Genomic DNA, 23,257 nt, shown 5'->3' with positions numbered 1-23,257 from the left:
CCAGTTCGCGCTGCGGATCCAGGATTCATCCGGCGGACGAGCGCCGCACGAATTTATGGAATCGGCTCGGCTTACCCTCGCCGGTCTCATCCTGGTACAGGAACGCCAGTTCAGACTCGTCGAACTTCCGAAAGAACTCGTCCCAGCTGATTCTATCGAGCCCTTCGTCCTTCGGGCCGAAATCAATGCGTAAGATGCCGGCATGCCCGTCCTCTTCGGTCGCCCTGACCGTCGCCGGACGGCCACCGCGCTCTTCCGCCCAGTCTCGAATCACCTCGTGGTCAGTGGTCGTGTGCGCTTCACTTTCCCTGGTCTTGCTCGCAATCATTGGCAGCTCCTCAATCGTTGGACCCAACGGACAGCGCAGGCTTTCGCGTCAGGTTATTCGCCAAGAAACTCCGCCATCCCGGATTGGTTCTTCCACGCACGATCGTTACGGCTCTTGCGGAGTGATATTTCAGGATCATCTTCTTCATCTTCATCCAGTAAGCGCTTCGTTCCTGCGTGATCCTATCCTGGGTTAAGCTTTCTCGATTTTGTGAGACGGAATCGGTCTTCGTCTCCCACGGGCGCGCTCGGTGCAGGAACGAACATACCTTTCACACGTTCGCCGACCTGCTTACGTCCGCACCGCATGGCGGCTTGCTCCCGGAGGATCACGATCGATGCATTCACGTCTTCAAGACAGCCGACGCGTTCGCGTCGGTATCGTGGGAGTTGGAAATTGCGCGAGCTCCTTCGTCCAAGGCCTCAGCTACTACCGGAACGCCAAATCGAACGAGCCGGTCCCGGGATTGATGAATGCGGATGTCGGCGGCTATCACGTTGGCGATGTCGAGATCGCTTCGGCCTTCGACGTCAACGCCAACAAGGTCGGACGCGACGTGGCAGAGGCGATCTGGGCGGCGCCAAACAATACGCACCGTTTCTCGGATGTGGCGCGAACCGGCGCGATCGTACAGCGCGGGCCGGTGCTGGACGGCGTTGGGCACTATCTTGAAGACGACATCCCGATCGCAGACATGCCTGAAGCCGATGTCGCCGACATCCTGGTGAAATCGCGGACGGACGTGCTGGTTTCGTATCTACCGGTAGGCTCGCAAAGAGCAAGCGAATGGTACGCGGAGCGCGCCATCGCCGCCGGATGTGGCTTCGTCAACTGCATTCCCGTCTTCATCGCATCCGACCGCAGCTGGCGGCGGCGCTTCGAGGAAGCGGGTCTGCCGATCATCGGGGACGACATCAAGAGCCAGGTGGGCGCCACCATCCTGCATCGCGTGCTAGCTAACCTGTTCCGCGACCGCGGCGTGCGGCTCGACCGCACCTACCAGCTCAATGTCGGCGGCAACACCGACTTCAAGAACATGCTTGAGCGGGAACGCCTGACCTCGAAGAAGATTTCGAAGACACAAGCCATTACCAGCCAGTTTGACGTACCGATCGATGCCGACAATGTACACGTGGGACCGAGCGATCATGTTCCATGGCTCACCGATCGCAAACTCGCCTTTATCCGTCTGGAAGGCACCACCTTCGGGGGCGTTCCGTTGACGGCCGAGGTCAAGCTCGAAGTCTGGGATTCACCCAACTCTGCGGGCGTCGTGATCGATGCCGTCCGCTGCGCCAAGCTCGCGATGGACCGCGGCCTATCGGGTGCGCTGACCGGACCGTCGAGCTATTTCATGAAATCTCCGCCACGGCAATTCACCGACGAGGAAGCGCGTCGGCGAACGCGCGCCTTCATCGACGACAAGGCGTAGCCAATGGTGCAAAGCATTCACCTCGTTCGCCACGGCCATCATGCACTACTCGGGCAGGTCCTATGCGGCCGCGTGGCCGGCGTTCAGCTTGATGATCTCGGCTGCCGCCAGATGGCGCGTTGCGCCGAGCTGATGCGGCCCGCTCCTTCGGCAGTTCAGGCGAGCCCGCAGCCGCGCGCCCGACAATCAGCCGCCATTCTTGCCTGGCATTTCCGCCGCCCTGTTGAGATCGTGCCAGCGGTAGACGAGATCGACTGTGGCGACTGGACCGGCCAGCCGTTCGCGGCGCTCACGAATGATCCGCGCTGGATACGGTGGAATGACAAACGCGGAGCGAGCCGTCCGCCGAATGGCGAATGCATGCACGCCTTGCAGCGGCGCGTCGTCGAACACGTGGAACAGCTCGGTCGCGACCGAACCGACGGCACGATTGTCATTGTCAGCCACGCAGAGCCGATCCGGGCCGCGCTGCTGCATTACGCGGGGATTCCGCTCGATAACTTTCTCTCGATCGAGGTCGATCCAGCCAGCATCAGCACCCTGGCGGTTGACGAGACGGGAATTCGCATCGCGCAAATCAACCAACGGGTGGCGGCGTGAAGATCGTGATTTTCGGCCTGACGATCTCATCGTCCTGGGGCAACGGCCATGCGACGCTGTGGCGTGGCCTGTGCAAGCATCTCGTGAGATCCGGCCACGCAATCGTGTTCTTCGAACGCGACGTTCCTTATTACGCCGGCGCAAGAGACATGTTCGAGTTGCCAGGCGGGCAACTGGAGCTGTTCTCGACCTGGGAAGACGTCCGCGCCAAGGCGCATGACCATATCCTTGGCGCCGATGCAGCGATCGTTACCTCCTATTGTCCAGATGCCATCGTGGCAACGCAGTTGATCCTCGATCAGAGCCGTGCACGCGCGGTATTCTACGATCTCGACACACCAGTCACGCTGTCAAAGCTGCATGCTGGGGAGGCGGTGCCCTATATTGGGCCCGACGGCCTTGCCGGATTTGATCTTGTCCTGAGCTTCACCGGCGGACCGCGCGTATCGGATGAGTTCCGCCGCAAGCTCGGCGCGCGCAATGTCCAGCCGCTCTACGGGCACGTCGATGCCGACGTGCATAGACCGGTGCCGCCGCAGCCGCACTATCGTGCGGCGCTTTCCTATCTCGGCACCTATTCGGAAGATCGCCAGCTCGCCCTTGAAACACTTTTCGTCGAACCTGCGCGTGCGCGGCAGGACCTCCGGTTCCTGATCGGCGGTGCGCAATATCCGGACGATTTTCCGTGGTCGCCGAACATCCACTTCGTCCGGCATCTGCCGCCATCTGAGCACGCGCCGTTCTTTGCCTCTTCACGGCTGACGCTCAACGTCACCCGCCGCGCGATGGCCGAGATGGGCTGGTGTCCGTCGGGCCGCCTGTTCGAGGCGGCGGCTTGTGGCGCGCCCCTGCTCAGCGATGGCTGGGCAGGCATCGAGGCTTTCTTCACCCCGGGTGACGAGATCCTGATAGCACACGACAAGTGCGACACGCTTGCCGCGCTTGACATGAAAGACTCAGAGCTGCTGCGCATCGCCGGCCGCGCGCGTGAGCGGACCATGGAGCAGCATAGCTCCGGCAAGCGCGCCGGCGAACTGATTGCGCTGCTGGAGCAAACGGCGCGCCGAGGCGCACTTCAAGCGGAAGCCGAGGAGGCTTAAGATGTGGGGCATCGTTCCGGCCGCGGGCCGCGGCAGTCGCATTCAGCCGCTGGCATTTTCGAAGGAGTTGCTGCCTGTCGGGAGCCGGCGCGACAACGGCGCGGACCGCCCCTGCGCCGTCTCCGAATATCTGGTCGAACGCCTGATCCTTGGCGGCGCCGACAAGATCTGCTTCGTCATTTCGCCGGGAAAATCCGATATCCTCGAATATTTTGGCGACCACTATAGCAGCGCCCAACTCGCCTACGTCGTGCAGCCGGAAGCGTCCGGACTTTGCGACGCGGTATTCAGGGCGAGGACCGTCATCGGGGATCATGACCATGTCCTGATCGGCTTACCCGATACCGTATGGTTTCCGAAGACGGCGCTGCAGACCCTGCCGGATGCCGATCTATCCTTTCTGCTGTTTCCGGTCGAACATCCTGAATTCTTCGATGCCGTCGTGCTCGACGGCGACAATGTGCGGGAAATCCAGGTCAAGCGGACTGATGCCGCGTCGAACTGGATTTGGGGCGCCTTCAGGATGTCCGCGGCCGGCTTTCGCGATCTGCAACTGCTCTGGCGCCAGCGAAACTGCCGCGACGAATATTTTGGGACGCTGGTGAATGCCTATCTCGCGGCCGGGGGCCATGGGATTGGCGTCAGGACCGGCGAATCCTACGTCGACGTCGGCACCGTGAACGGCTACCGCACGGCGATGGCACTGCTTGCCGAGAGCGACGGAAATGACGGCCGATCGAAACAATGGGCGGATTCGCGGAGCGATGCGGTCCGTCTCCCCGCAAACGTAAGCAACGGAAGGAATACATGACGAGCGACACGCTCTCCAGGGAGGAAATCCGCCGGCGCGTGAATGCACTCGGCCCGTGGTTTCATAACCTCGACCTCAAGGGCATCAGCACGGCGCCATCGCATTTCCTCGGCGATTATCCCGCCGTGAAATGGCAGCGCTTCTCGGGCGTCATCCCTGATAACCTGGAGGGCAAGACCGTGCTCGATATCGGCTGCAACGCCGGCTTCTACGCGATGGAGATGAAGCGACGCGGCGCCGAGCGCGTGCTCGGCCTCGATACCGACGAGGAATACTTGGCGCAAGCGCGATTTGCCGCCGAGGTGAACGGGCTCAAGATCGAGTTTCACAAACTGTCCGCCTACGACGTCGGCCAGCTCCGGGAAAAGTTCGACCTCGTGATCTTCATGGGCGTGCTCTATCACCTCCGTCATCCGCTGCTTGCACTAGACCTGATCCACGAGCACGTGGCGGGCGATCTCCTGCTATTCCAATCCATGCTGCGCGGCGACGATCGCGTGGATCCGGTGGACAAGAATTACGACTTCTGGACAACGGACCAGTTCGATCGTTCGGGATATCCGAAATTGCACTTCATTGAGAACGAATATGCCGACGATCCCACCAACTGGTGGGTACCCAATCGTGCCTGTGTCGAGGCGATGTTACGCAGCGCCGGGTTCGTCATTGCCGCCCATCCCGAAGACGAGGTCTATCTCTGTCGGAGGGCGACAAGACCACAGGCCGAGGGAGCGACCTATCCATCGCGGGGTACGATCTGATGATCGAGGCGGCAAAGATCTGGAACGAACCGAACAACAAGTCGCATTGGGATATTCTGATCGATCCGGACTGGGCGAAGTTCGCCGAACTGGCGATCGCCGCAGGCAAGGCGATCCGCGCCGCCCACCCGAACCTGCCGCGGGTGCTCGGCGGCATCTCGCCGATCGATCCATCCTTCATGCGCAACATGCAGGCGCGCGGCGTGCTGGATCATTTCGAAGCAGTCGCCGTGCACGGTTTTCCACTCGACTGGAATCTGTGGCAGATCGATGAGTGGCCGAACAAGCTCGCGGAAATCAAGGCAGTCGTCTCGCTGCCGGTGTGGGTGACGGAAGTCGGCGCCTCCTCGTTTGGCGCCGAGGAGGTGCAAGCCTGGGGCCTCAGACGCACCGCGGAACTATTGATCGGCCGCGCGCCGCGAATCCATTGGTACAGCCTCTATGATCTCCCCTCCGCCTGGGAGGCGACAACACGGCACAAGGAAGCGGAAGGCTCTTCATATTATCGGCATTTCCACATGGGGCTGCTGCGCGAGGACGGCACGCCGAAGGCAGGACTGGAGCTATTCGCAGAGTATTCGCACGCGATGGGGCTGTGCCAATGGTTTCATTTCGAGGATCATCGCCTCGACGACGCGGTGCGCTGGATGCGCCGGCTCGGCGTCAGGCACCTTCGGACTGGCCTGTCCTGGGCTGACAGCTTCCGTCCCAACGCACTTGATTGGTTCGACCGCCAGATGGACGCGCTTGCGGAGTTTGACGTCACCGTCACCCTTTGCTTCACCCCTGAACACCGCGGTATCGCCCCGCACCATACCAGCCCGCCGCTTGACGCGAATGAATTCGCCGACTTCTGTGCGGCGATGGTCGCGCGCTATGCCGGCAGGACCGGGCTCGCGCTTTCGTCGACATCCACCGAAACAAGGGAACCGACATGCGTGCCCTGATCCTCGTGATGGACTCCGTCGGAATCGGTGCCGCTCCCGACGCGAGCCTTTACGGGGACGAAGGAGCTGAGACGGTCGGCCATGTCGCGCGTACCTGTGTGCTCGGTCAGGCCGACAGCAACCAGCGCGAAGGACCCCTTCGCATTCCCAACCTGGTTGACCTCGGGCTCGGAGAAGCCTGCCGCCTTGCAACCGGCCGCGTGCCGCCCGGACTCGATGGCGCCAACATCTCGCCTCAGCAATTCGGCTGCGCCAGCGAACTGTCCAAGGGCAAGGACACGCCTTCCGGTCATTGGGAAATCGCCGGCGTCCCGGTGCCGTTCGATTGGGGATATTTCCCGAGGACCATACCCTGCTTTCCGTCAAAAATCATCGAACGCCTATGCAAGGAAGCTGCCCTGCCCGGCGTCATTGGAAACCGCCACGCCTCCGGGACCGAGATCATCGACTCGCTCGGCGAGCGGCATATGCGGAGCAGCGAGCCCATCTGCTACACCTCCGCTGACAGCGTCTTCCAGATCGCAGCCCATGAGGAGACCTTTGGGCTCGAACGGCTCTATGATGTGTGCGCGGTCGCGCGCCGGCTGCTTGATCCCTTGAACATTGGCCGCGTGATCGCCCGCCCCTTTGTCGGCTCCTCGAAGGGCGGCTTCAGGCGGACCGCGCATCGGCGAGATTTCTCGGTTCCGCCCCCAGAACCAACCATTCTCGATGCTTGCGAAGTCGACGGTCGCGATATCGTCTCGATCGGCAAGATCGACGATATCTTCGCCCATCGCGGCACCGGACGAAACGGGCGCGGGGACAGCAACGACGCGCTGTTCAATTGCACGCTGGACGGCTTGAACAGCCTCGCCGATGGCGGACTCCTGTTCGCCAACTTCATCGATTTCGATACCCTCTACGGCCACCGGCGCGACGTCGCCGGCTATGCGGCAGCGCTCGAGGCATTCGATGCCCGCCTGCCCGAACTGATGGCGCGGCTGAAGAGCGATGACCTGCTCGTGATCACCGCCGATCATGGCTGCGATCCGACCTGGAGTGGCACCGATCACACGCGCGAGCAGGTGCCTATTCTGCTCCGGAGCAGCGCCCAAACATCACCAATCGGCAAGCGCGTCGGCTTTTCCGATATCGGCGCAACGGTCGCCGCGCATCTCAAGCTCGCTCCACTTCGACACGGCGTCCCGTTCTGAGCAAGGCCGCCCCTCAATCTTTACTCATGTTATTGATCGAAGTTAGAGAAACCATTGTTTGTACATTTTTGAGGAACGAACATTCGTTGCACCGCTTCTGATTCCAAACGTGACTGGCGCGCAGGTCAATCGGCCATCAGGGCGCACATCCACTTTCATCCCTGGCCGGTCGCAAGACCCGGTCCGATGTTTGGCAAGGAAGCGAAGGCGAATGACACGAGTATTGATTACGGGTGGTGCCGGCTTCATCGGCTCCCATGCCGCAGACGCGTTGCTTGCCGCCGGCTACGAGGTCAGGCTGCTCGACGAGCTCTCCCCCCAGGTTCACGGTCCGCAACGCGAGCGTCCCACCTATCTCGACCGCGAGGCGGAACTTGTCGTGGGCGACGTGACTGACGCGCTTGCCGTAGAGCGCGCGTTGCGCGGCACCGATATGGTCCTGCATCTCGCTTCCGCGGTTGGCGTTGGTCAGAGCATGTACGACATCGATTCTTATGTGCGGACCAACGAACTCGGCACAGCGATCCTGCTCCAGGCTCTGTCCAAGCGTCCGGTCGAACGTCTCGTCGTCGCATCCTCTATGAGCATCTACGGTGAGGGCCTTTGCCGCGGCGTCGACCATGCCGAGTTGGCGCCGCAAGAGCGGTCGCTTGACCAGCTCCGAAGTGGTGTATGGGAGTTGCGCGACGGCGCAGGCCGCAGCCTCGATCCCGTGCCGACGCCCGAAACCAAGCAGCCTTCCTTGAGCTCAATCTACGCGCTGAACAAATATGCGCAGGAACGCATGTGCCTGATCATTGGCAAAGCCTACGGCATTCCAACGGTCGCGCTGCGTTTCTTCAACGTGTTCGGCCCTCGCCAGGCATTGTCGAACCCCTATACCGGCGTGCTGGCGATCTTCGCCGCACGCCTGCTCAATGGCCGTCGTCCGCTGGTATTCGAAGATGGCCTGCAGCGGCGCGATTTTGTTCATGTCAAGGATGTCGCCCGCGCCTGCCGGATGGCGCTGGAGACCGATCGGACCAACGACGTATTCAATGTCGGCTCCGGCCAGAGCCGCACGATCGTCTCGGTGGCAAAGGACCTTGCCCGCGTCATGGGGCGCGCGGACATTGCACCTGAGATCACCGGCAAATATCGCGCCGGCGATATCCGCCACTGCTTTGCCGATATCACCAAGAGCCGCGCTCTGCTCGGCTTTGAGCCGCGTGTCGCATTTGAAGACGGGCTCACCGAGTTGGCCGGTTATCTTGCGGACCAGATTGCCGATGACCAGGCTGAGAAAGCCGCCGAGGAACTCTCGCGACGAGGATTGGTCGCATGAAGAACAGAGACAACAGGCCTGTGCTGATCACTGGAGGCTGCGGCTTTATCGGCTGCAATCTCGCCGATCGGCTCGCCGAGCGTCGTGATAATGTCCTCGTCCTGGACAATCTCGCCCGCGCCGGCGTCCGCGAGAATGCGCAGTGGCTCAAGTCGAAGCATGGCGATCGGATCAACATCATCGTCGCCGATGTTCGCGATCCGATTTCGGTCATCGACGCCGTGAGGGACGCCCGTGCCGTGCTTCACCTCGCGGCTCAGGTCGCCGTGACCGACAGCGTGGCGGATCCGGTCGGAGATTTCGAAACCAACGCCCGCGGCACCATCAATGTGCTCGAGGCCGTGCGCCTTCACAACAAATCCGCGCCCGTGCTCTTTGCGTCGACGAACAAGGTGTATGGCCGGCTCATCGACGACACGCAGATCATGCGAACCGGTGCCCGCTATGCGCCTGCGAGCAAAACGCTCTCCGACGGAATATCCGAGAATGCCCCGCTCGACTTCTACAGCCCCTATGGTTGCTCCAAGGGAACGGCCGATCAATATGTCCGCGACTATGCCCGCGTGTTCGGCCTGCAGGCTGTCGTCATGCGCATGAGCTGCGTCTACGGCCCGCGACAGTTCGGGACCGAGGACCAGGGCTGGATCGCGCATTTCCTCCTGAGCGCGATTCGCGGTATCCCACTGACGATCTATGGCGATGGTCTTCAGGTTCGCGACGCGCTGCACGTCTCCGACGCCGCCGACGCCTGGCTGACCGCGCTGGAGCGGATCGCGCTGGTTCGCGGTCGCGTATTCAATCTCGGCGGCGGCCCTTTCAATTCGGTGAGCCTGCTCGAGCTGATCGATCACATCAGGCAACTGACCGGTCGCGAGGTCAAATACGCACTCGCCGATTGGCGCCCCGGTGACCAGCCCTGGTATGTCACTGATACGCGAGCTCTCTCTACCGCGCTCGGCTGGACGCCGAAGGTTTCCCTCCAGCAAGGGCTGCACTCGCTGCACGCGTGGCTTGACGGCCGGTTTGGACAATCGACCGCAAATAGGGAAGCCTCGGCATGACGCGCGTCGCCCTGATCAATCCGAACTGGAATTTCGACGGCAGCATCTATTTCGGGTGCCGCTCGCCGCACCTGCCTCTGGAGCTCGGAATCTCGGAGCGCTATCTGCGTCAAGCTGGGCATCCGACGCTGTTGCTCGATGCTCACATGTTCAGCCTTTCGCTCGCCGAGATCGAAGCCGAGCTCCGCGCATTCAAGCCGGATCTCGTCGTCGTTACGACAGCGCCAACCTATCTGTTCTGGCGCTGCGCGCCGCCCGAACTGCGCGTTCCGCAGGAGCTTACACTTTCACTGCGGGGACTTGTACCAAAGCTGGTCGCCGTCGGGCCTCACGGCTCGACCACGCCGAAGACCGCGCTGAAGAAGCTCGGCGTCGATATCGTCGTGATGGGCGAGTGCGAGCAGTCGCTCCTGCGCATTGCCAATGGCGAGCGCGATTTCGCTGGTTTGTGTTTCGCTGACGGCAATTCAATTCATGTCAACGGCGGACCTCAGGCGGTCAACTTCAAGGATCAACCATCGCTGCACTGGCCTGCGGAAATGCTCAGACGGCATCATCATCATCATCACCGCTTTGAGGCGGAGCCGAGCGGCCCCGGCGCCGAGGTCGAGGCTTCGCGCGGCTGCCCGTATAACTGCACTTTCTGCGCCAAGGAGAATTTCCGCAACGCCTATCGCAGGCGCCCTGCCCCGGTCATTCTGGAAGAGATCGACGGCTTGCGGGACCAAGGCATCGAGTATCTCTACTTCATCGACGAAATCTTCCTGCCGAACAGCGAATTGCTGCAGGGCCTGTCCACCCGTGGGCTCAAATTCGGCGTGCAGACGCGGATCGATCTGTGGCGTCCCGACATGCTGGAGCTGCTCGGCCGCGCCGGCTGCGTGTCGATCGAGGCCGGGGTCGAAAGCCTGACGCCGGAAGGGCGAGCAGCGCTGGCAAAGAACTGCAAGATGACGACCGACCAGCTCGCCGACCGGCTGGTCGAAGCGCGCCGGCATGTGCCGTTCGTGCAGGCCAACCTGATCGAGATGCCGGAGGATGAGGATCCCGTGGTCCAGCGCTGGCGCCGGCGGATGCAGGATGCCGGCGTGTGGGCCAACGATCCGGTGCCGCTCTACCCATATCCCGGCTCACCGGATTACCGGAAGCTTTGGGGTGAGCCCGATGATTTTGCCTGGGAGCGAGCCCACCAGCACTACCTCGCGATGTTCGACCAATTCAGCGATGTGCAGGAGGAACGTCCCGTTCCACTCGCCGCGCTCGAGCTGCAGGTTGCGTCATGAGCCGATCCGCGAATCTCACGATTCTGATGACGTCGGATACCGTCGGTGGTGTGTGGACTTATGCCTCCGCGCTTGCGACGGCGCTCGCCGCTTCGGGTGCCGAGGTTCATCTCGTGACGACGGGACCGCGCGCACGTATGGATCAGCGTGCGATGCTGCAAGACGATCGCGTGCACCTGATCGAGACCGACCTCGCGCTCGAATGGCAGGATCCGGAAGGAGCCGACCGGCCTGTCGCCCAGCGCGTCCTGACCCAACTGGAAGAAGACATCGAACCTGACGTCATTCACCTCAACAGCTTCCGCGAAGCCGTATTCGATTGGAATGCACCTGTGCTCGTGGTCGCGCACTCCTGCGTAAATTCATGGGGCCTCGCCTGCCACGATACCGCGTGGCTCGAGGAACCGGCATGGCGAGGGTACACCGCAGCCGTCGCCGCGGGCCTGAGCAAGGCGCAGGCGTGGATCAGCCCGAGCTGCGCGTTCTACGATGTCATATGCGATCTGTACAGCCCTAGAGCGCCGGGCCTGGTGATCCGGAACGGCATCGCGCCTGCCTCGCAAACAGATAGGAAGGAGGACTTCATCCTTGCGGCCGGCCGGGTGTGGGATCGCGCTAAGAACATCGCAGCGTTGACCGCGGCCGCGAAAGGCGTGCACTGGCCGATATCCATAGCGGGCCCCGACAATGATGCCGCCCGAGCCGAAGTCTCCTGGTTAGGACATCTTCCCTACGACGAGTTGCGCGCGCGCATGCAACGCGCGGCGATCTTCGCAAGTCCCGCATTTTACGAGCCCTTCGGTCTTTCGGTCCTGGAGGCCGCCTCCGCAGGGTGTGCGTTGCTCCTATCCGACATTCCGACGTTCCGGGAACTATGGAATGGCGCCGCCGTGTTCGTCGATCCGACGGATACGAAAGGTCTGCGTCGCGCCCTCAATGCGTTATGCACCCATGACGACGAGCGCGCGCAATTGCAACGAGCCGCCCGGACGCGCTCGCAGCGCTACTCGCTGGGACGAACGGCAAGCGCCTATCTGCAACTCTACATGAACCTGGTGGCCAACGCGCAGCGTCCTGCTCCAACGCATGCGATGGAGATGCACGCATGAGATGCATCCTCTTCTACCATGCGTTTACGTCCTGCTGGAACAACGGCAACGCGCATTTTCTCCGCGGCATCGCACGCGAGCTTGGCGCGCTCGGCCACGAGGTTCTGGTCTACGAACCCATTGATGGCTGGAGCCGGACGAATGCAATTCGTGACCGCGGTTCGAATACCCTTCACGAGGTACCGACCCTTTTTCCCGGCATCGATATTCGCCAGTATGACAGCTCGCTCGAACTGGACGAGGCACTGGATGGCGCTGCGCTTGTGATCGTCCATGAATGGAATCCGCCGGAGCTGATTGAAGCGATCGGCCGTCGCCGCACCCTCGGCGCGCCCTTCACGCTCTTGTTTCACGATACCCATCATCGCGCCGTCACCGCCCCCGATAAGCTTGCGGGGTTCGACCTCGATGGATTCGACGGCGTACTCGCCTTCGGCGAAGCGCTTCGTCAGATCTATCGGCGGCTCGGATGGGCCGACCGTGCATTCACCTGGCATGAGGCGGCTGATACAAAGCTATATCGCCCGCTGCCGCATATCGCGCGAACCCACGACGTGGTCTGGATCGGCAATTGGGGCGATGGCGAGCGCGCTGCCGAACTCGACGAGTTTCTGGTTCGACCGGTGTCGGAATTGAATGCCCAGGCGCGGATCTACGGCGTCCGCTATTCGGAAGCCGCGCTCCGCGCGATTGAGCAGGCCGGCATTGAATACCGCGGCTGGCTTCCGGCGCATCGCGCGGCCGCGGCCTTTGCTACCGCGCGTGCCACCGTGCATGTGCCGCGCGGCCCCTACGCCCAGTCGCTGCCGGGCATTCCGACGATCCGGATGTTCGAGGCCATGGCCTGTGGCATTCCCATCGTCTCGGCCCCGTGGGACGACGTTGAGAATATGTTCCCGCAGAACGCCTACCTGCGAGCCGAGAACGGAGCGCAGATGACCCGCGCGCTGGCGACGCTCCTTAATGATCAGGCGTTCGCGGCTGAAAGCGCCGAAACCGCTCTTCAAGTGATCAAGAGCCGTCATACCTGCGGCCATCGCGCTATGCAGCTTCTCAACATTGTCGATGAGATTCGAGGCGCGCGTGCGTCATCGCACCCCGCCGAGCACGAGGGAGCCATCGCATGAAGATCTGCTTCTTCGGTTCGAGCCTCGTCTCGTCCTATTGGAACGGCGCCGCGACCTACTACCGCGGCATGCTGAAGGAAATCGCAGCGCTCGGGCATGACATCACTTTCTTCGAGCCCGACGCGTTCGAGCGACAGGCTCATCGCGATATCGACGATCCATCGTGGGCCAGGGTGGTCGTCTATCCGGCGACGCCGGAGGGATGGCAGCGCTCGCTGGAGGTCGCTGCTCATTCCGCGGACCTGCTGATCAAGGCGAGTGGCGTCGGCGTATTTGACGTCGAATTGGAAAAAGCGATTGTGGAGATTCCGTCGAGCGCGATCCGTATCTACTGGGATGTCGACGCGCCAGCCACGCTGGATGCGATGTCGAGCCATCCACACCGTCATCTGCGCAAGGCGATCCCGCGTTATGACATCGTGCTCACCTACGGCGGCGGAGAATGCGTCGCGGCGGCTTATCGCGCGATGGGCGCCCGGGACTGCGTCCCTATCTACAATGCGCTGGATCCGGCGACGCATTTTCCGGCGCCGGCCGATCCCAAGTTCGAATGCGATCTCGGTCTGCTCGCCAACCGCCTGCCTGACCGCGAGCAGCGCATCGACCAATTCTTCCTCGACGTCGCGACACGGATGCCCGACAGGGGCTTTGTATTGGGCGGATCGGGCTGGGAGACCAAGGAGACCCCCTCCAACGTCCGCAAGGTCGGGCACGTCGGCACCGGCGATCACAACGCGTTCTTTGGCTCCGCTCTTGCGACGCTGAACGTCAACCGCAACAGCATGGCCCGTTACGGGTTCTCGCCGCCGACCCGTGTGTTCGAAGCGATCGGCGCCGGCGCGTGCCTGATCACTGACGACTGGGAAGGCATCGACCATTTCCTCGAACCAGATCGTGAAGTGCTGGTGGCAGCCAACGGCGCCGAGGTGGCCGAGCACCTGAATTCACTGAGCCCCGAACGCGCACATATGATCGCGGAGCGCGCGAGGGCACGCATCCTCAGCCTTCACACCTACCGCCACCGGGCGCGCCAATTCAACGACCTTTTCGCAGGAATGGACACGAGAATCGAGGCAGCAGAATGAATCTCAACATTGTGGTCATCGGGCTCTCGGTTACGTCTTCCTGGGGCAACGGTCATGCCACCACCTACCGTGCCTTGATCGACGCCATCGCGAAGCGCGGCCACCGCGTCACGTTCCTCGAGCGGGATGCGCCATGGTACCGCGATCATCGCGACCTTGCAAAGCCGTCGACATGGACCGTCAAGCTCTACCAGTCGCTGCCGGAGCTTCCCCGACGGTTCGGCAAGCTGATCCGCGATGCCAATCTGGTGATCATCGGCTCCTACGTGCCGGACGGAATCGCGATCTCGGAATGGGTGACGACGCACGCGCAGGGAATAACGGCCTTTTACGACATCGATACGCCGGTCACGCTCGCTGGGCTCGATCGAGGACTGGGCTACATCTCCGCCGCCATGATCCCGCGCTTTGATCTCTATTTGTCCTTTAGCGGTGGACCGGTGCCGAAGATGATCGAGGATGACTTTGGCAGTCCGCTCGCCCGCGTCCTCTATTGCAGTGCCGATACGAGCCTCTACCGCCCGCAGCAGGCGGAAATAAAGTGGTCGCTGGGTTACCTCGGCACCTATAGCGAAGACCGGCAGCCGCTGCTGGAGCGACTGCTGCTTGCGCCTGCCCGAATACTACCGGATCAACGATTCGCAGTCGCGGGATCGCAATATCCAGAGCGTCTTGCCTGGCGTGAAAATGTCGAACGGATCGAGCATCTCGCGCCGACCCTGCACGCACAATTCTATTCGGAGCAGCGCTTCGCCTTGAACGCCACTCGCGCGGATATGCGCACGCTCGGTTTTTCGCCGAGCGTGCGGCTGTTCGAAGCCGCCACCTGCGGAACGCCGGTTATCTCCGATCGATGGCCGGGCATCGAAACGATTCTCACGCCATCGACGGAGATCCTCCTGGTCTCAGAAACGCGCGAGGTGGTCCAGATCCTTCGCGAGATGCCTGAAGAACGCCGGCGGTCGATCGCCGAAAACGCGCGCAAGCGCATCCTGGCCGATCACACGCCCGAACATCGCGCCCGGCAGTTGGAAGCCCATTATCTCGAGGCAACTGCGCGGCGCTGCCGCAAATCGACCCGGCCGTCCATCAGCCCGCCGATGCAGGTCGCCGAGATATGAGAGGAGATGCCATGACGTTTCAGGTCCGCCTTCGGTCTTCCCGCTGCACCAAAACCGTGCTGGTCGCCGGGGGCGCCGGCTTCATCGGTTCGCATCTCTGCGATTCACTGCTTCAGCGAGGCGCGAGTGTGATCTGCGTCGACAATCTCTTCACCGGTACGGTCGACAATATCCGCCCATTGCTCAATCATCCGAACTTTCGATTTGTCGAATGTGACGTGCGCGATCCGCTTAGCATCAATGACGACGTCGATCAGATCTACAGCCTTGCCTGCCCGGCTTCACCGCGTCACTATCAGGCGGATCCGATCGGTACGATGAAGACCTGCGTCGTCGGCACCATGAACCTGCTGGAACTCGCGCGGAAGAAATCGGCCCGGGTCCTGCAGGCCTCGACCAGCGAGGTCTATGGCGATCCCGAGGTGCACCCGCAACCCGAATCCTATGTCGGCCATGTCAACACCATCGGTCCGCGCGCCTGCTATGATGAGGGAAAGCGTGCTGCGGAAACGTTGATGTTCGATTATCAACGAATCCACGGCGTCGAGGTGAAAGTGGCGCGCATCTTCAACACCTATGGGCCGCGCATGTTGGAGAACGACGGCCGCGTGGTGTCGAATTTCATCGTGCAGGCCCTGCGCGGCGAACCGATCACGATCTATGGAAGGGGAACGCAGACACGAAGCTTCTGCTTTGTCGACGATCTCATTCGCGGGCTCGAACTACTGATGGAGAGCTCGCCCTCCATCAGCGGGCCTTGCAATCTCGGCAACCCGCAGGAAATCACCATCGAGTCGGTGGCACGCGAAGTTCTGGCCTATACCAATTCCGCCTCGCCGCTGCGTTTCGAGCCGCTGCCGAAGGATGACCCCAAACGGCGCAAGCCGGTGATCGACACTGCCGAACGGTCGCTAGGCTGGCGTCCGCGTATCGCGCTGAAAGAAGGCCTGCAGGCAACCATCGCCTATTTCGCGTTGCGTGTTGCGACGGCGATGCCAGTACTGGTGCCGGCGAGCGCCTCCCGGAGCACATCACGTGCAGCGCGCGCTCGATTGACCATCGCCACCCAGCAGTGACGCCGACGCCAGCTTGAACAGGTGGACGCGAGGTGGCTCGATGTGGATGTCGGCCACGTCATACTGGTAAGCGCACCGCTCAACGCACGAGACAGCACCGATGGTTCAGGCAAGCCGCTCGGCGCGCGAACGCACGCATGCGCACACGGCAGGAGAACAAAGGTCAGCCTTCCCAAATGGGCAAGCATCTACCCGCGCTCTTCGGTTCGGAGCTGGGCACCACCTTGATCTACGTCAGGTCACAGGACGTGCCGTCTCTGCGACAGCGCGGCCGGTAGTCGCCATCCCTGCAGCGTACGCCGCTCCAGCTCCGAGCAGAAGTGCGCAGAAACTTGCAAACATCGCATAAGCGAAGTGTTTGCGCGCTTCGTCGATTTGAGCCTGTGTCGCGGACCGGGCGGTCGAGCCGACCGTTTCGCGTCCTGGGACATTCGACAAGGCAGCCACGCGCGCACTGGCAGCATATGTCGGACCGACCAAGTTGCTGGCGATACTGGTCGCGGAGGCCGGCATCAGGGCGGCCGCCGCGACTACGACCACGGTTGCCACCGCCCACGCACCCAGGGCGTGACCGACCCGCCCGAGACCCGTCTGATCCGGCGAATTGGCTGCCGCCACCGCGCCACCGATGAACGCGGCTATAATGCCCGATACCGCCCACCACACGAACGCCGCCCAGCCTGCACCAGCAGGCGCGGCCGTGGCGGTTGAGACATCGATCGCGAGCAGACCGATGCCAAAACCGAGCATGGTCAACAAGATTTGGACAACCAGCGAAGCAAAGACGCCGGCAAGTACGGCCGACCACGTCCAGGCAAAGAAAGCGTTGGATAATGTGCGCGAGACCATGGCAAGCTCCTCCATGAAACTGATTTTGGTTCCAACGTTCTATTCAAACGTACGTTCCTGTTCCTAGGAACTCCGGATGGTCCTCACGGGTTTGAACATGCGGGCTTGTTGGAGGAGAGGCCCCTCGTTGGAGGAGACGACAATGACATTTGGCAGAGGCGCTTTGCTTTGGTTGCTGGGTATTCCTCTTCCGGTCATCCTGCTGCTTGCACTATTCTGGCGGTAGGCAAGCCGCGAGACCGAAGCGCTACGCTCCGGGAATGTTCATACCCGAAAAGAAGCCGCGCCGGCGATCAGTCCACATGACCGAGACGGTGAATCACCGGCCGAAGGCCGCTTGCGGTCAGTTCAAGAATGGCCAGAGTAACAGGCAGCTTAAAGCGGCGGGGCCCAGCGCTTCCGGGATTGAGATAAAGCACCCCGTCAATGGTCGCGATCCGCGGTCGATGCGAGTGGCCGGAAACGACCACGTCAATTCCGCACAAACCAGGATCGAGCCGTAGTTCCTGCAGGTCGTGCAGGATGTATATGGACCGCCCGCCGAGCCTTACCGTCTGGGTGTCGGGATAGTGCTCCGCCCAGTCGCCGGTATCGATGTTCCCTCTGATCGCCGTTACCGGCGCAATCCGGCGCAGCCGGGTGATCACGTCGGGGCGACCGATGTCGCCGGCATGGATGATATGCGCGACGCCGGCGAGGCATGGCTCAACCTCGGGACGCAGCAGGCTGTGGGTATCGGAGATGACTCCAATCCTGAGCAATACGTCAGTGTCCCTTGGTGCGGTACCTGGTCCTTCAAGCGCGTTCACCGCTGAGAAAGAGCGCCCTCTGGCTTGGAAACGACACCCGCTGGTGCTCTCGGCGGAGACGGTTCATTCGAAGACACCGGCCGTAGCTCCGGCCGCACAAACCTGATCAGCGCCCTCTTCTCCTCGCTCGCATTCGGATTCTCCGGGAGAGAGGCCACGGCAATGTCGATGCGGCTGCCGAGGTCGGCCTCTCCGATCTGAGAGCCCGATGCGCCGCCAGCTCTCTTGCGCTGGGCATCGGCAATCTCGTTCCAAACCGTCCAGGGCAGCGCCCAGAGCCAGGCAAGCGATGTGCCGAGCACGAGCGCACCAAACAGCATGGCGGTAATCGTAGTCAATAGCCAGCGTCGGCTTGGCGTCGGCGGCGTGACATCGTCATCGAAATGCCGCGGCAGTGGCGGTGGATCCTCGTCGTCCCAATCGATCAAAGCCTGCTGCCACAAGGGACGCGGAATTTCGGCGACCGTGATCGGAGGGTAGGACTCTGGATAACCGCGAAATCGCTCGATCGATTTTCCGACGGGCACTGTTTTTGACCTGCGTGATAGGTGCCTAAACTCAACCCAGGAAACTCGCTATGCGCGCTTAGAATCCGGTAGAGAACCGATCATAACGTGGACACGTCATTCTTGTTCCTAATTCCACGGGCTCGCGCCCGAGCGTTCCCTGATGCGCGCCGCGGCTATGACCTGCGGGCCCGGCACGGAACCCTTGCCTGACTGAGGCGGCCGCCGAGCGGTGCACGAATCGATAGCTGAGAAGAACGCAATCGCTTGACGACTGGTCTGCGAGAGCAGATCTGGCTCGCGCTTCAAACGAGGCCTACTTGGTCAGCGACTTGCTCTGATGAACTGACCACCATTCGACTACGGCTTGAGAGACTTTGTCCCAGAGGGATGTCGGCAGGTCTGGGACTGCAATTCTGAGCACATACCGGTCCCGCGGTCTGTCGTTGAACCACTCTGCTGCTCCGAAATCGAAACCGAAGCTTCCGGCATGACGTAGGGGCAGCCCGGTCTTGCTCAGATCGTGGCAGAGCTCCGCCGCGAGACTCCTCGTCTGCTTCTCGTCCAGCCTCGTGGATGGTGCCAACGTGACATAAAGCCCGTGCGCGAAATGCAGCTCCGCTGACGAGCCGGGAAGCGCTGACGCAAAGTAACGCGCCGTACGTCGGCTGTTACGCAACATCGCGGCAACGCGTCTATCGGTCAACTGTCTGTAGGCCGTCGTCCCTACATAAGGCGGGAAATGCGCCGGCACAGCAGCACTCCCCAGAAGTCGGACAGCATTGCGTGTCCCATCGACCAATTCGCGGAGCAATTGCCGCTTTGAGGCTTCGGCCTTCTTTTCGCAACGAACAAAAACAGCGGAGCCGAGCCGGCCATACTCCACGCCGAGAGAATCCAGTTTGGTATGGCTGCGCACCAGAACGATGGGGATTCTCCAACGGCGTGCCCAACTCAGAACCCGGCGGATCCGACCAGAGCCGTTGGAGAAGCAAGTCGTATCGAAGACTGTCAGATCGAGCTGCGGCTTTTCGCAATGCAAGGTCGCCTCGAATGCGGCAGCGGACGTGCAGGAATCGAACAGAAAAATGCGTGGTCTTTCAGCGGAAGGTTCGACTTCGTCGGGTGATGATTTCAACGTGATCAGGCGCAGATGGCGGGCATGACTTTCGACCAGCTCGACGGTTTCTCCGTAAGTGCCTGGCAGCGTCAGGATATCCGCGTCGGGCAACAAAGGCCTGGTGGCCAGCAGCAGCGCCGATATGGCTGCCATTCCGGAGGCCGTATAGATGGTCTCGTCGTCTTCCGAAGCAACGAACTGGTAGAAGGATGGACCCCGGACCGCGAGGTCCGCCCGCTGATAGTCATAGTCAAACTCAAACGGCCCAGCTCGCAGCCGGCCCGAGTGTGCCCACGCCGTTTCGGTAAGCGCCCAATCGTGCAGCGCATGTTCGGCCTTCAGGGCAGCGGCAAGTTGGAATTTTTGCTCGATCACCTCGGCCGGCGAGGACGGATACCGCAGGGGCAGCGGCGTGCTGAGCGATCCATTCAGCAACCTGAGTTCCTCGTGCTTCCTGTCGAGATATGTTTCGAGCGCTTCCACCGATGTCCTCACTGGTCCAGGACTAACGTAGCCGCTAACAATTGGGTCCTCCGAAGAGCCCAGCGCGAGTCTCGATAACCATTCGCGCATCAGCAGCGGAAATCGACTTAGTTCCAGGAGGCCCAGGAATTCCTCGACTTTCCTTGTCGGATGCTACCCGACTCACGCAGGTTGGGTCGAACCTGGCTTCTGAGTCGGTCTTTGCCTTTCCGTCCGAATCAGGAACGCCGATTGGCTCGTTGCCGAACTCATTATCCACGTCCAAGCGCCACGGGAGGTTGATCACGGTCACATCGGGCCGCCCGAGTCCGATGAGTCGAGAGCGCAACCGGAGGGCGCGATGCGTATGCAGCAGGTGTTGGTACCAACGCCGCTTAATCACTTCTGGGATCAGCACTGCGAGTCGCCTGCCGCGAAACTCATCTCTGATGTCGTCAATCACCCTCAACATTGGTTGCTGAATCGTGCGGTACTGTGCTTGAAGAACGATAAGACGTGGAGGCAGGAGTCCTGCTTGCAGTGCCGGCACCTCGACATCCTTTCGCCATTGGTCGCGGAGATTTCGCTGTTCATCCGCAGCATCTGGACCTGATAGCTGTAAGAGATGAACGGCGACGACTTCGGGCGAGATGCTCAGCGCAAACTTCAAAGCGTTGTCGCTCAGCCTGTTCCAGCTCTCGAACGCAACAACGACAATAGGCGGTGTCAATCCGCTGAGATTTAGAGGAGCGGGATCGCGGAGCTGGTTGGCAAGCTCGTCGTAGTAGGCGCGTATCGCTTTGAGCAGAACGATGACGAGCGGAAGCACCAAAATGGTGATCCAAGCTCCCTCCGCGAACTTGGCGGCGATGATCACGATGAGAGCAGTACCTGTCGTGATCGCGCCGACCGCATTGATCGCGAGATGGGCTTTCAATTCCTTCTTGGGTGCTTCCGCCGCGGCAACGGCTCGGCGCCAATGCCATACCATGCCGGTTTGCGAGATGGTGAAGGTGAGAAATGCACCGATCGCAAACAGCGGGATGAGCCGGTCGGTTATGCCACCAAAGACCGTCAGGAGAAGTCCGGATGTGAACGCCAGATACAGGATGCCTACGTCGAAGACCAGTCGCCGGCCCGCAACTGCGAAGGATTTGGGCAGAAAGCCGTCCTGGGCGACTACGCGGCAAAGGCGCGGGAAATCCACGAAGCTCGTATTGGCTGAAAGAGCCAGGACGCACAGCAGTGAACCGATCGCGACATAATAGAGGGCGCCGTTTCCCACGATGGCGGCCGCAAGCTGGGACAGAACACTGCGATAGCCTTCCCGCTCCTGATCCATAGCGCCGATGCCATAGGCGCGAGCGAGAAACGCGATGCCGATCAGCAGCGTGCCGAGAATGACGACAATGGCCGTCAATGTACGGTGGCCGTATTTAATGGTCGGCTCATGAAAAGCGGTCATGCCGTTGGACACAGCCTCCACTCCCGTCATCGCCGTGCAGCCGCTTGCGAAGGCGCGCAGCAGCAACCAGAGACTCGCGGTTTCGATTGCTTCTCCCATTGGGGGCGGCGGGACAGCCGGCTGCGGCGATCCGCCGGAGGTCATGACTTTGTACACTCCGACAGCGAGAATGATGCCGAAGCTGACCACGAACAGATAAGTCGGCAAGGCAAACATCCGGCCAGCATCGAGCGTGCCGCGGAGGTTCACTATCGTCACGAGCGCAAGAATACCGAGACACAATGGGAGAATGTAGGCGTGCAAGGTCGGCACCGCCGAAACCAGAGCGCCAACTCCCGCGGCGATGCCGACGGCAACGTTCAAGACGTAGTCGACCATCAGAGCCGCCGCGGCGAGCAGACTAGGATTGGTGCCAAGGTTGTCCTTGGCAACGACATACGCACCACCGTTGTTCGGGTAGGCCCGGATGGTTTGCCAGTACGAGGCAAACAAGATCGCAAGGAGCACGACGATCGGCGCCATGACCCAGCCGACAAAGGACGTCGCGGCTGCGCCAAGCGGAATGAGGATTGTAAGGGCTGCTTCAGGACCGTAGGCAGAGGAGCCAAGACCATCGAGCCCCATTGCGGGAAGGCCCTCAAGGGCCCCGATCTTACGCTCCTTCAACTCCCGGTTGGCCAAGCGTCGTCCGAGAAGAAGATCAAACGCTCTCACACTCACGACCCCGGCCAACAAGATACATCACATCACCATTCTTCAGCCTACCCACTTCCGAGGAAGCAGCCGCAATCAACGGTAGGCCCGCGGCCCGCCGTATCCGCATGCTCGGGCGCTTCAAAACCAAGGCTTGTAAATTCCGTTAGTTCCTAATGGGTGGAAGATCGATCCGCGCCGGAGTTGCGCGGCAAAAACCGCATCGAGACGGGGGATATCCGGATCACCTTTCGTCGCGATCTTCTTCAAGCCCAGCGCCATTGACCAGCCGCGCGGATACTCCCAGGAACGGGCGAAACGCTGGTGTGTTGAGCTCCCATTATGAGAGGAGAGTCGCATGGCATACGAAGAACGCGAGACACGAGATCTAATCGGTAGCGACAAGGTCGAAGGAACCGCCGTCTATGGCGCCGAGAACCAGCGCATTGGCTCGATCGAACGGGTGATGATCGACAAGATCAGCGGCCATGTGGCTTATGCGGTGCTGGGGTTTGGAGGCTTTCTCGGAATTGGAGACGATCACTACCCGCTTCCATGGCAATCGCTTAAGTATGACACCGGCCTTGGCGGTTACGTCACGGGCATAACTGAAGACCAATTGAGAGGCGCACCTAAGTACAGCAGCGAGAGCAGCTGGAATTGGTCAAACCCCTCGGTCGCACGATCGATCGATGACTATTACGGCCGCATCCCGGCTCCGTGAACCCTGGAAATCAGGACGTTCCAACGGCAGAGCCTCAAGGGCACGGCTGGCTTGAAGAGTCGACAACGGACTGTCGGTTGGTTCGAGAGCGACCATATGCGTTCGTGCGGTGTTGTGCCGCGGGGAGGAGGACATGAGGCTGAGTTTTAGGACGCCTCTGGGGCTATGCCTCTTCATCGCAGCGCTGGTCGCTATCGTATTTCTTCGTGCCAAAGTGCGGGACGATGATGATCCAATGGCGCAGCCTTACGGCGACTGGCCGAGGATG

At 61.3% G+C, this 23,257-nt stretch carries 22 protein-coding genes; 16 read left to right on the top strand and 6 right to left on the bottom strand.

Annotated features, from left to right (window positions below; all coding sequences use genetic code 11):
• Positions 1-25 precede the first annotated feature (25 nt).
• Positions 26-328, bottom strand: a complete 303-nt coding sequence (locus I6F35_RS13440) for a hypothetical protein (protein ID WP_225118147.1) — start codon at positions 326-328, stop codon at positions 26-28.
• Between the two features lie 337 nt (positions 329-665).
• On the opposite strand from I6F35_RS13440, the gene I6F35_RS13435 reads away from it, so the two are divergent.
• The 15 genes from I6F35_RS13435 (at position 666) to I6F35_RS13365 (ending at position 16,361) form a co-directional block, all read left to right on the top strand.
• The gene (locus I6F35_RS13435) at positions 666-1,760 is read left to right on the top strand and encodes an inositol-3-phosphate synthase (RefSeq protein ID WP_225118146.1); all 1,095 of its coding nucleotides are present in this window, start codon (positions 666-668) and stop codon (positions 1,758-1,760) included.
• A 3-nt stretch (positions 1,761-1,763) separates the two neighbouring features.
• Positions 1,764-2,360, top strand: coding sequence for a histidine phosphatase family protein (locus I6F35_RS13430; RefSeq protein ID WP_225118145.1), 597 nt, complete (start codon positions 1,764-1,766; stop codon positions 2,358-2,360).
• Positions 2,357-3,460, top strand: coding sequence for a glycosyltransferase (locus I6F35_RS13425; RefSeq protein ID WP_225118144.1), 1,104 nt, complete (start codon positions 2,357-2,359; stop codon positions 3,458-3,460). The genes I6F35_RS13430 and I6F35_RS13425 overlap by 4 nt, the downstream gene beginning before the upstream one ends.
• 1 nt (position 3,461) lies before the next feature.
• Positions 3,462-4,271: a nucleotidyltransferase family protein gene (locus I6F35_RS13420; protein WP_225118143.1), complete on the top strand. Its 810-nt coding sequence runs from the start codon at positions 3,462-3,464 to the stop codon at positions 4,269-4,271.
• Positions 4,268-5,032: a TIGR04290 family methyltransferase gene (locus I6F35_RS13415; protein WP_225118142.1), complete on the top strand. Its 765-nt coding sequence runs from the start codon at positions 4,268-4,270 to the stop codon at positions 5,030-5,032. The genes I6F35_RS13420 and I6F35_RS13415 overlap by 4 nt, the downstream gene beginning before the upstream one ends.
• On the top strand, positions 5,032-5,979 hold the full coding sequence (locus tag I6F35_RS13410; protein WP_225118141.1) for a beta-xylosidase: 948 nt from the start codon (positions 5,032-5,034) through the stop codon (positions 5,977-5,979). The genes I6F35_RS13415 and I6F35_RS13410 overlap by 1 nt, the downstream gene beginning before the upstream one ends.
• Entirely contained in the window at positions 5,967-7,175 is a 1,209-nt protein-coding gene (locus I6F35_RS13405; protein WP_225118140.1) for a phosphopentomutase, read from the top strand. Before I6F35_RS13410 ends, I6F35_RS13405 begins: the two co-directional genes overlap by 13 nt.
• Before the next feature lie 211 nt (positions 7,176-7,386).
• Positions 7,387-8,499 carry an NAD-dependent epimerase/dehydratase family protein gene (locus tag I6F35_RS13400; protein ID WP_225118139.1) on the top strand — a complete coding sequence of 371 codons (1,113 nt, stop codon included), beginning with the start codon at positions 7,387-7,389 and terminating at the stop codon, positions 8,497-8,499.
• Positions 8,496-9,560: an NAD-dependent epimerase/dehydratase family protein gene (locus I6F35_RS13395; protein WP_225118138.1), complete on the top strand. Its 1,065-nt coding sequence runs from the start codon at positions 8,496-8,498 to the stop codon at positions 9,558-9,560. The genes I6F35_RS13400 and I6F35_RS13395 overlap by 4 nt, the downstream gene beginning before the upstream one ends.
• Positions 9,557-10,843 (top strand): TIGR04295 family B12-binding domain-containing radical SAM protein, encoded by a 1,287-nt coding sequence (locus I6F35_RS13390; RefSeq protein ID WP_225118137.1) that lies wholly within the window; start codon positions 9,557-9,559, stop codon positions 10,841-10,843. Before I6F35_RS13395 ends, I6F35_RS13390 begins: the two co-directional genes overlap by 4 nt.
• The gene (locus I6F35_RS13385) at positions 10,840-11,952 is read left to right on the top strand and encodes a glycosyltransferase (protein ID WP_225118136.1); all 1,113 of its coding nucleotides are present in this window, start codon (positions 10,840-10,842) and stop codon (positions 11,950-11,952) included. The genes I6F35_RS13390 and I6F35_RS13385 overlap by 4 nt, the downstream gene beginning before the upstream one ends.
• Complete coding sequence (locus I6F35_RS13380; RefSeq protein WP_225118135.1) at positions 11,949-13,079, top strand: glycosyltransferase; 1,131 nt, start codon at positions 11,949-11,951, stop codon at positions 13,077-13,079. Before I6F35_RS13385 ends, I6F35_RS13380 begins: the two co-directional genes overlap by 4 nt.
• Complete coding sequence (locus I6F35_RS13375) at positions 13,076-14,164, top strand: glycosyltransferase (protein WP_225118134.1); 1,089 nt, start codon at positions 13,076-13,078, stop codon at positions 14,162-14,164. The genes I6F35_RS13380 and I6F35_RS13375 overlap by 4 nt, the downstream gene beginning before the upstream one ends.
• Complete coding sequence (locus I6F35_RS13370; protein WP_225118133.1) at positions 14,161-15,285, top strand: glycosyltransferase; 1,125 nt, start codon at positions 14,161-14,163, stop codon at positions 15,283-15,285. The genes I6F35_RS13375 and I6F35_RS13370 overlap by 4 nt, the downstream gene beginning before the upstream one ends.
• Before the next feature lie 11 nt (positions 15,286-15,296).
• Positions 15,297-16,361 carry a UDP-glucuronic acid decarboxylase family protein gene (locus tag I6F35_RS13365; RefSeq protein WP_225118132.1) on the top strand — a complete coding sequence of 355 codons (1,065 nt, stop codon included), beginning with the start codon at positions 15,297-15,299 and terminating at the stop codon, positions 16,359-16,361.
• A 234-nt stretch (positions 16,362-16,595) separates the two neighbouring features.
• Here the strand turns inward: I6F35_RS13365 and I6F35_RS13360 are convergent, their stop codons facing one another.
• The 5 genes from I6F35_RS13360 to I6F35_RS13340 form a co-directional block, all read right to left on the bottom strand.
• Entirely contained in the window at positions 16,596-17,210 is a 615-nt protein-coding gene (locus I6F35_RS13360; RefSeq protein ID WP_225118131.1) for a hypothetical protein, read from the bottom strand.
• Between the two features lie 293 nt (positions 17,211-17,503).
• Entirely contained in the window at positions 17,504-17,971 is a 468-nt protein-coding gene (locus tag I6F35_RS13355) for a metallophosphoesterase family protein (protein ID WP_225118130.1), read from the bottom strand.
• A gap of 44 nt (positions 17,972-18,015) precedes the next feature.
• A complete protein-coding gene (locus I6F35_RS13350; protein ID WP_225118129.1) occupies positions 18,016-18,546 on the bottom strand; it encodes a hypothetical protein in 531 nt (176 codons plus the stop codon).
• 295 nt (positions 18,547-18,841) lie between these two features.
• Complete coding sequence (locus I6F35_RS13345; protein WP_225118128.1) at positions 18,842-20,128, bottom strand: hypothetical protein; 1,287 nt, start codon at positions 20,126-20,128, stop codon at positions 18,842-18,844.
• A 34-nt stretch (positions 20,129-20,162) separates the two neighbouring features.
• Entirely contained in the window at positions 20,163-22,253 is a 2,091-nt protein-coding gene (locus I6F35_RS13340; RefSeq protein ID WP_225118127.1) for an APC family permease, read from the bottom strand.
• 370 nt (positions 22,254-22,623) lie between these two features.
• Here I6F35_RS13340 and I6F35_RS13335 point away from each other — a divergent pair, with 370 nt between their 5' ends.
• On the top strand, positions 22,624-22,989 hold the full coding sequence (locus I6F35_RS13335) for a PRC-barrel domain-containing protein (protein WP_225118126.1): 366 nt from the start codon (positions 22,624-22,626) through the stop codon (positions 22,987-22,989).
• The last annotated feature ends 268 nt before the right edge of the window (positions 22,990-23,257 follow it).

It is taken from the genome of Bradyrhizobium sp. BRP22 (genome assembly GCF_020194175.1).
In the GTDB taxonomy this organism is placed as follows: Bacteria; Pseudomonadota; Alphaproteobacteria; order Rhizobiales; family Xanthobacteraceae; genus Bradyrhizobium.
The sequence above is the reverse complement of the archived record's forward strand: the minus strand, read 5'-3'. Positions and strand labels throughout refer to the sequence as shown.

Excerpts from the sequence above, each read along its gene's own strand:
- I6F35_RS13440 (WP_225118147.1), bottom strand. The coding sequence starts at position 328 with ATGATTGCGAGCAAGACCAGGGAAAGTGAAGCGCACACGACCACTGAC.
- I6F35_RS13385 (WP_225118136.1), top strand. The coding sequence starts at position 10,840 with ATGAGCCGATCCGCGAATCTCACGATTCTGATGACGTCGGATACCGTC.
- I6F35_RS13395 (WP_225118138.1), top strand. The coding sequence starts at position 8,496 with ATGAAGAACAGAGACAACAGGCCTGTGCTGATCACTGGAGGCTGCGGC.
- I6F35_RS13375 (WP_225118134.1), top strand. The coding sequence starts at position 13,076 with ATGAAGATCTGCTTCTTCGGTTCGAGCCTCGTCTCGTCCTATTGGAAC.
- I6F35_RS13370 (WP_225118133.1), top strand. The coding sequence starts at position 14,161 with ATGAATCTCAACATTGTGGTCATCGGGCTCTCGGTTACGTCTTCCTGG.
- I6F35_RS13435 (WP_225118146.1), top strand. The coding sequence starts at position 666 with ATGCATTCACGTCTTCAAGACAGCCGACGCGTTCGCGTCGGTATCGTG.
- I6F35_RS13430 (WP_225118145.1), top strand. The coding sequence starts at position 1,764 with ATGGTGCAAAGCATTCACCTCGTTCGCCACGGCCATCATGCACTACTC.
- I6F35_RS13420 (WP_225118143.1), top strand. The coding sequence starts at position 3,462 with ATGTGGGGCATCGTTCCGGCCGCGGGCCGCGGCAGTCGCATTCAGCCG.
- I6F35_RS13410 (WP_225118141.1), top strand. The coding sequence starts at position 5,032 with ATGATCGAGGCGGCAAAGATCTGGAACGAACCGAACAACAAGTCGCAT.
- I6F35_RS13390 (WP_225118137.1), top strand. The coding sequence starts at position 9,557 with ATGACGCGCGTCGCCCTGATCAATCCGAACTGGAATTTCGACGGCAGC.
- I6F35_RS13365 (WP_225118132.1), top strand. The coding sequence starts at position 15,297 with ATGACGTTTCAGGTCCGCCTTCGGTCTTCCCGCTGCACCAAAACCGTG.
- I6F35_RS13400 (WP_225118139.1), top strand. The coding sequence starts at position 7,387 with ATGACACGAGTATTGATTACGGGTGGTGCCGGCTTCATCGGCTCCCAT.
- I6F35_RS13360 (WP_225118131.1), bottom strand. The coding sequence starts at position 17,210 with ATGGTCTCGCGCACATTATCCAACGCTTTCTTTGCCTGGACGTGGTCG.
- I6F35_RS13380 (WP_225118135.1), top strand. The coding sequence starts at position 11,949 with ATGAGATGCATCCTCTTCTACCATGCGTTTACGTCCTGCTGGAACAAC.
- I6F35_RS13415 (WP_225118142.1), top strand. The coding sequence starts at position 4,268 with ATGACGAGCGACACGCTCTCCAGGGAGGAAATCCGCCGGCGCGTGAAT.
- I6F35_RS13405 (WP_225118140.1), top strand. The coding sequence starts at position 5,967 with ATGCGTGCCCTGATCCTCGTGATGGACTCCGTCGGAATCGGTGCCGCT.
- I6F35_RS13335 (WP_225118126.1), top strand. The coding sequence starts at position 22,624 with ATGGCATACGAAGAACGCGAGACACGAGATCTAATCGGTAGCGACAAG.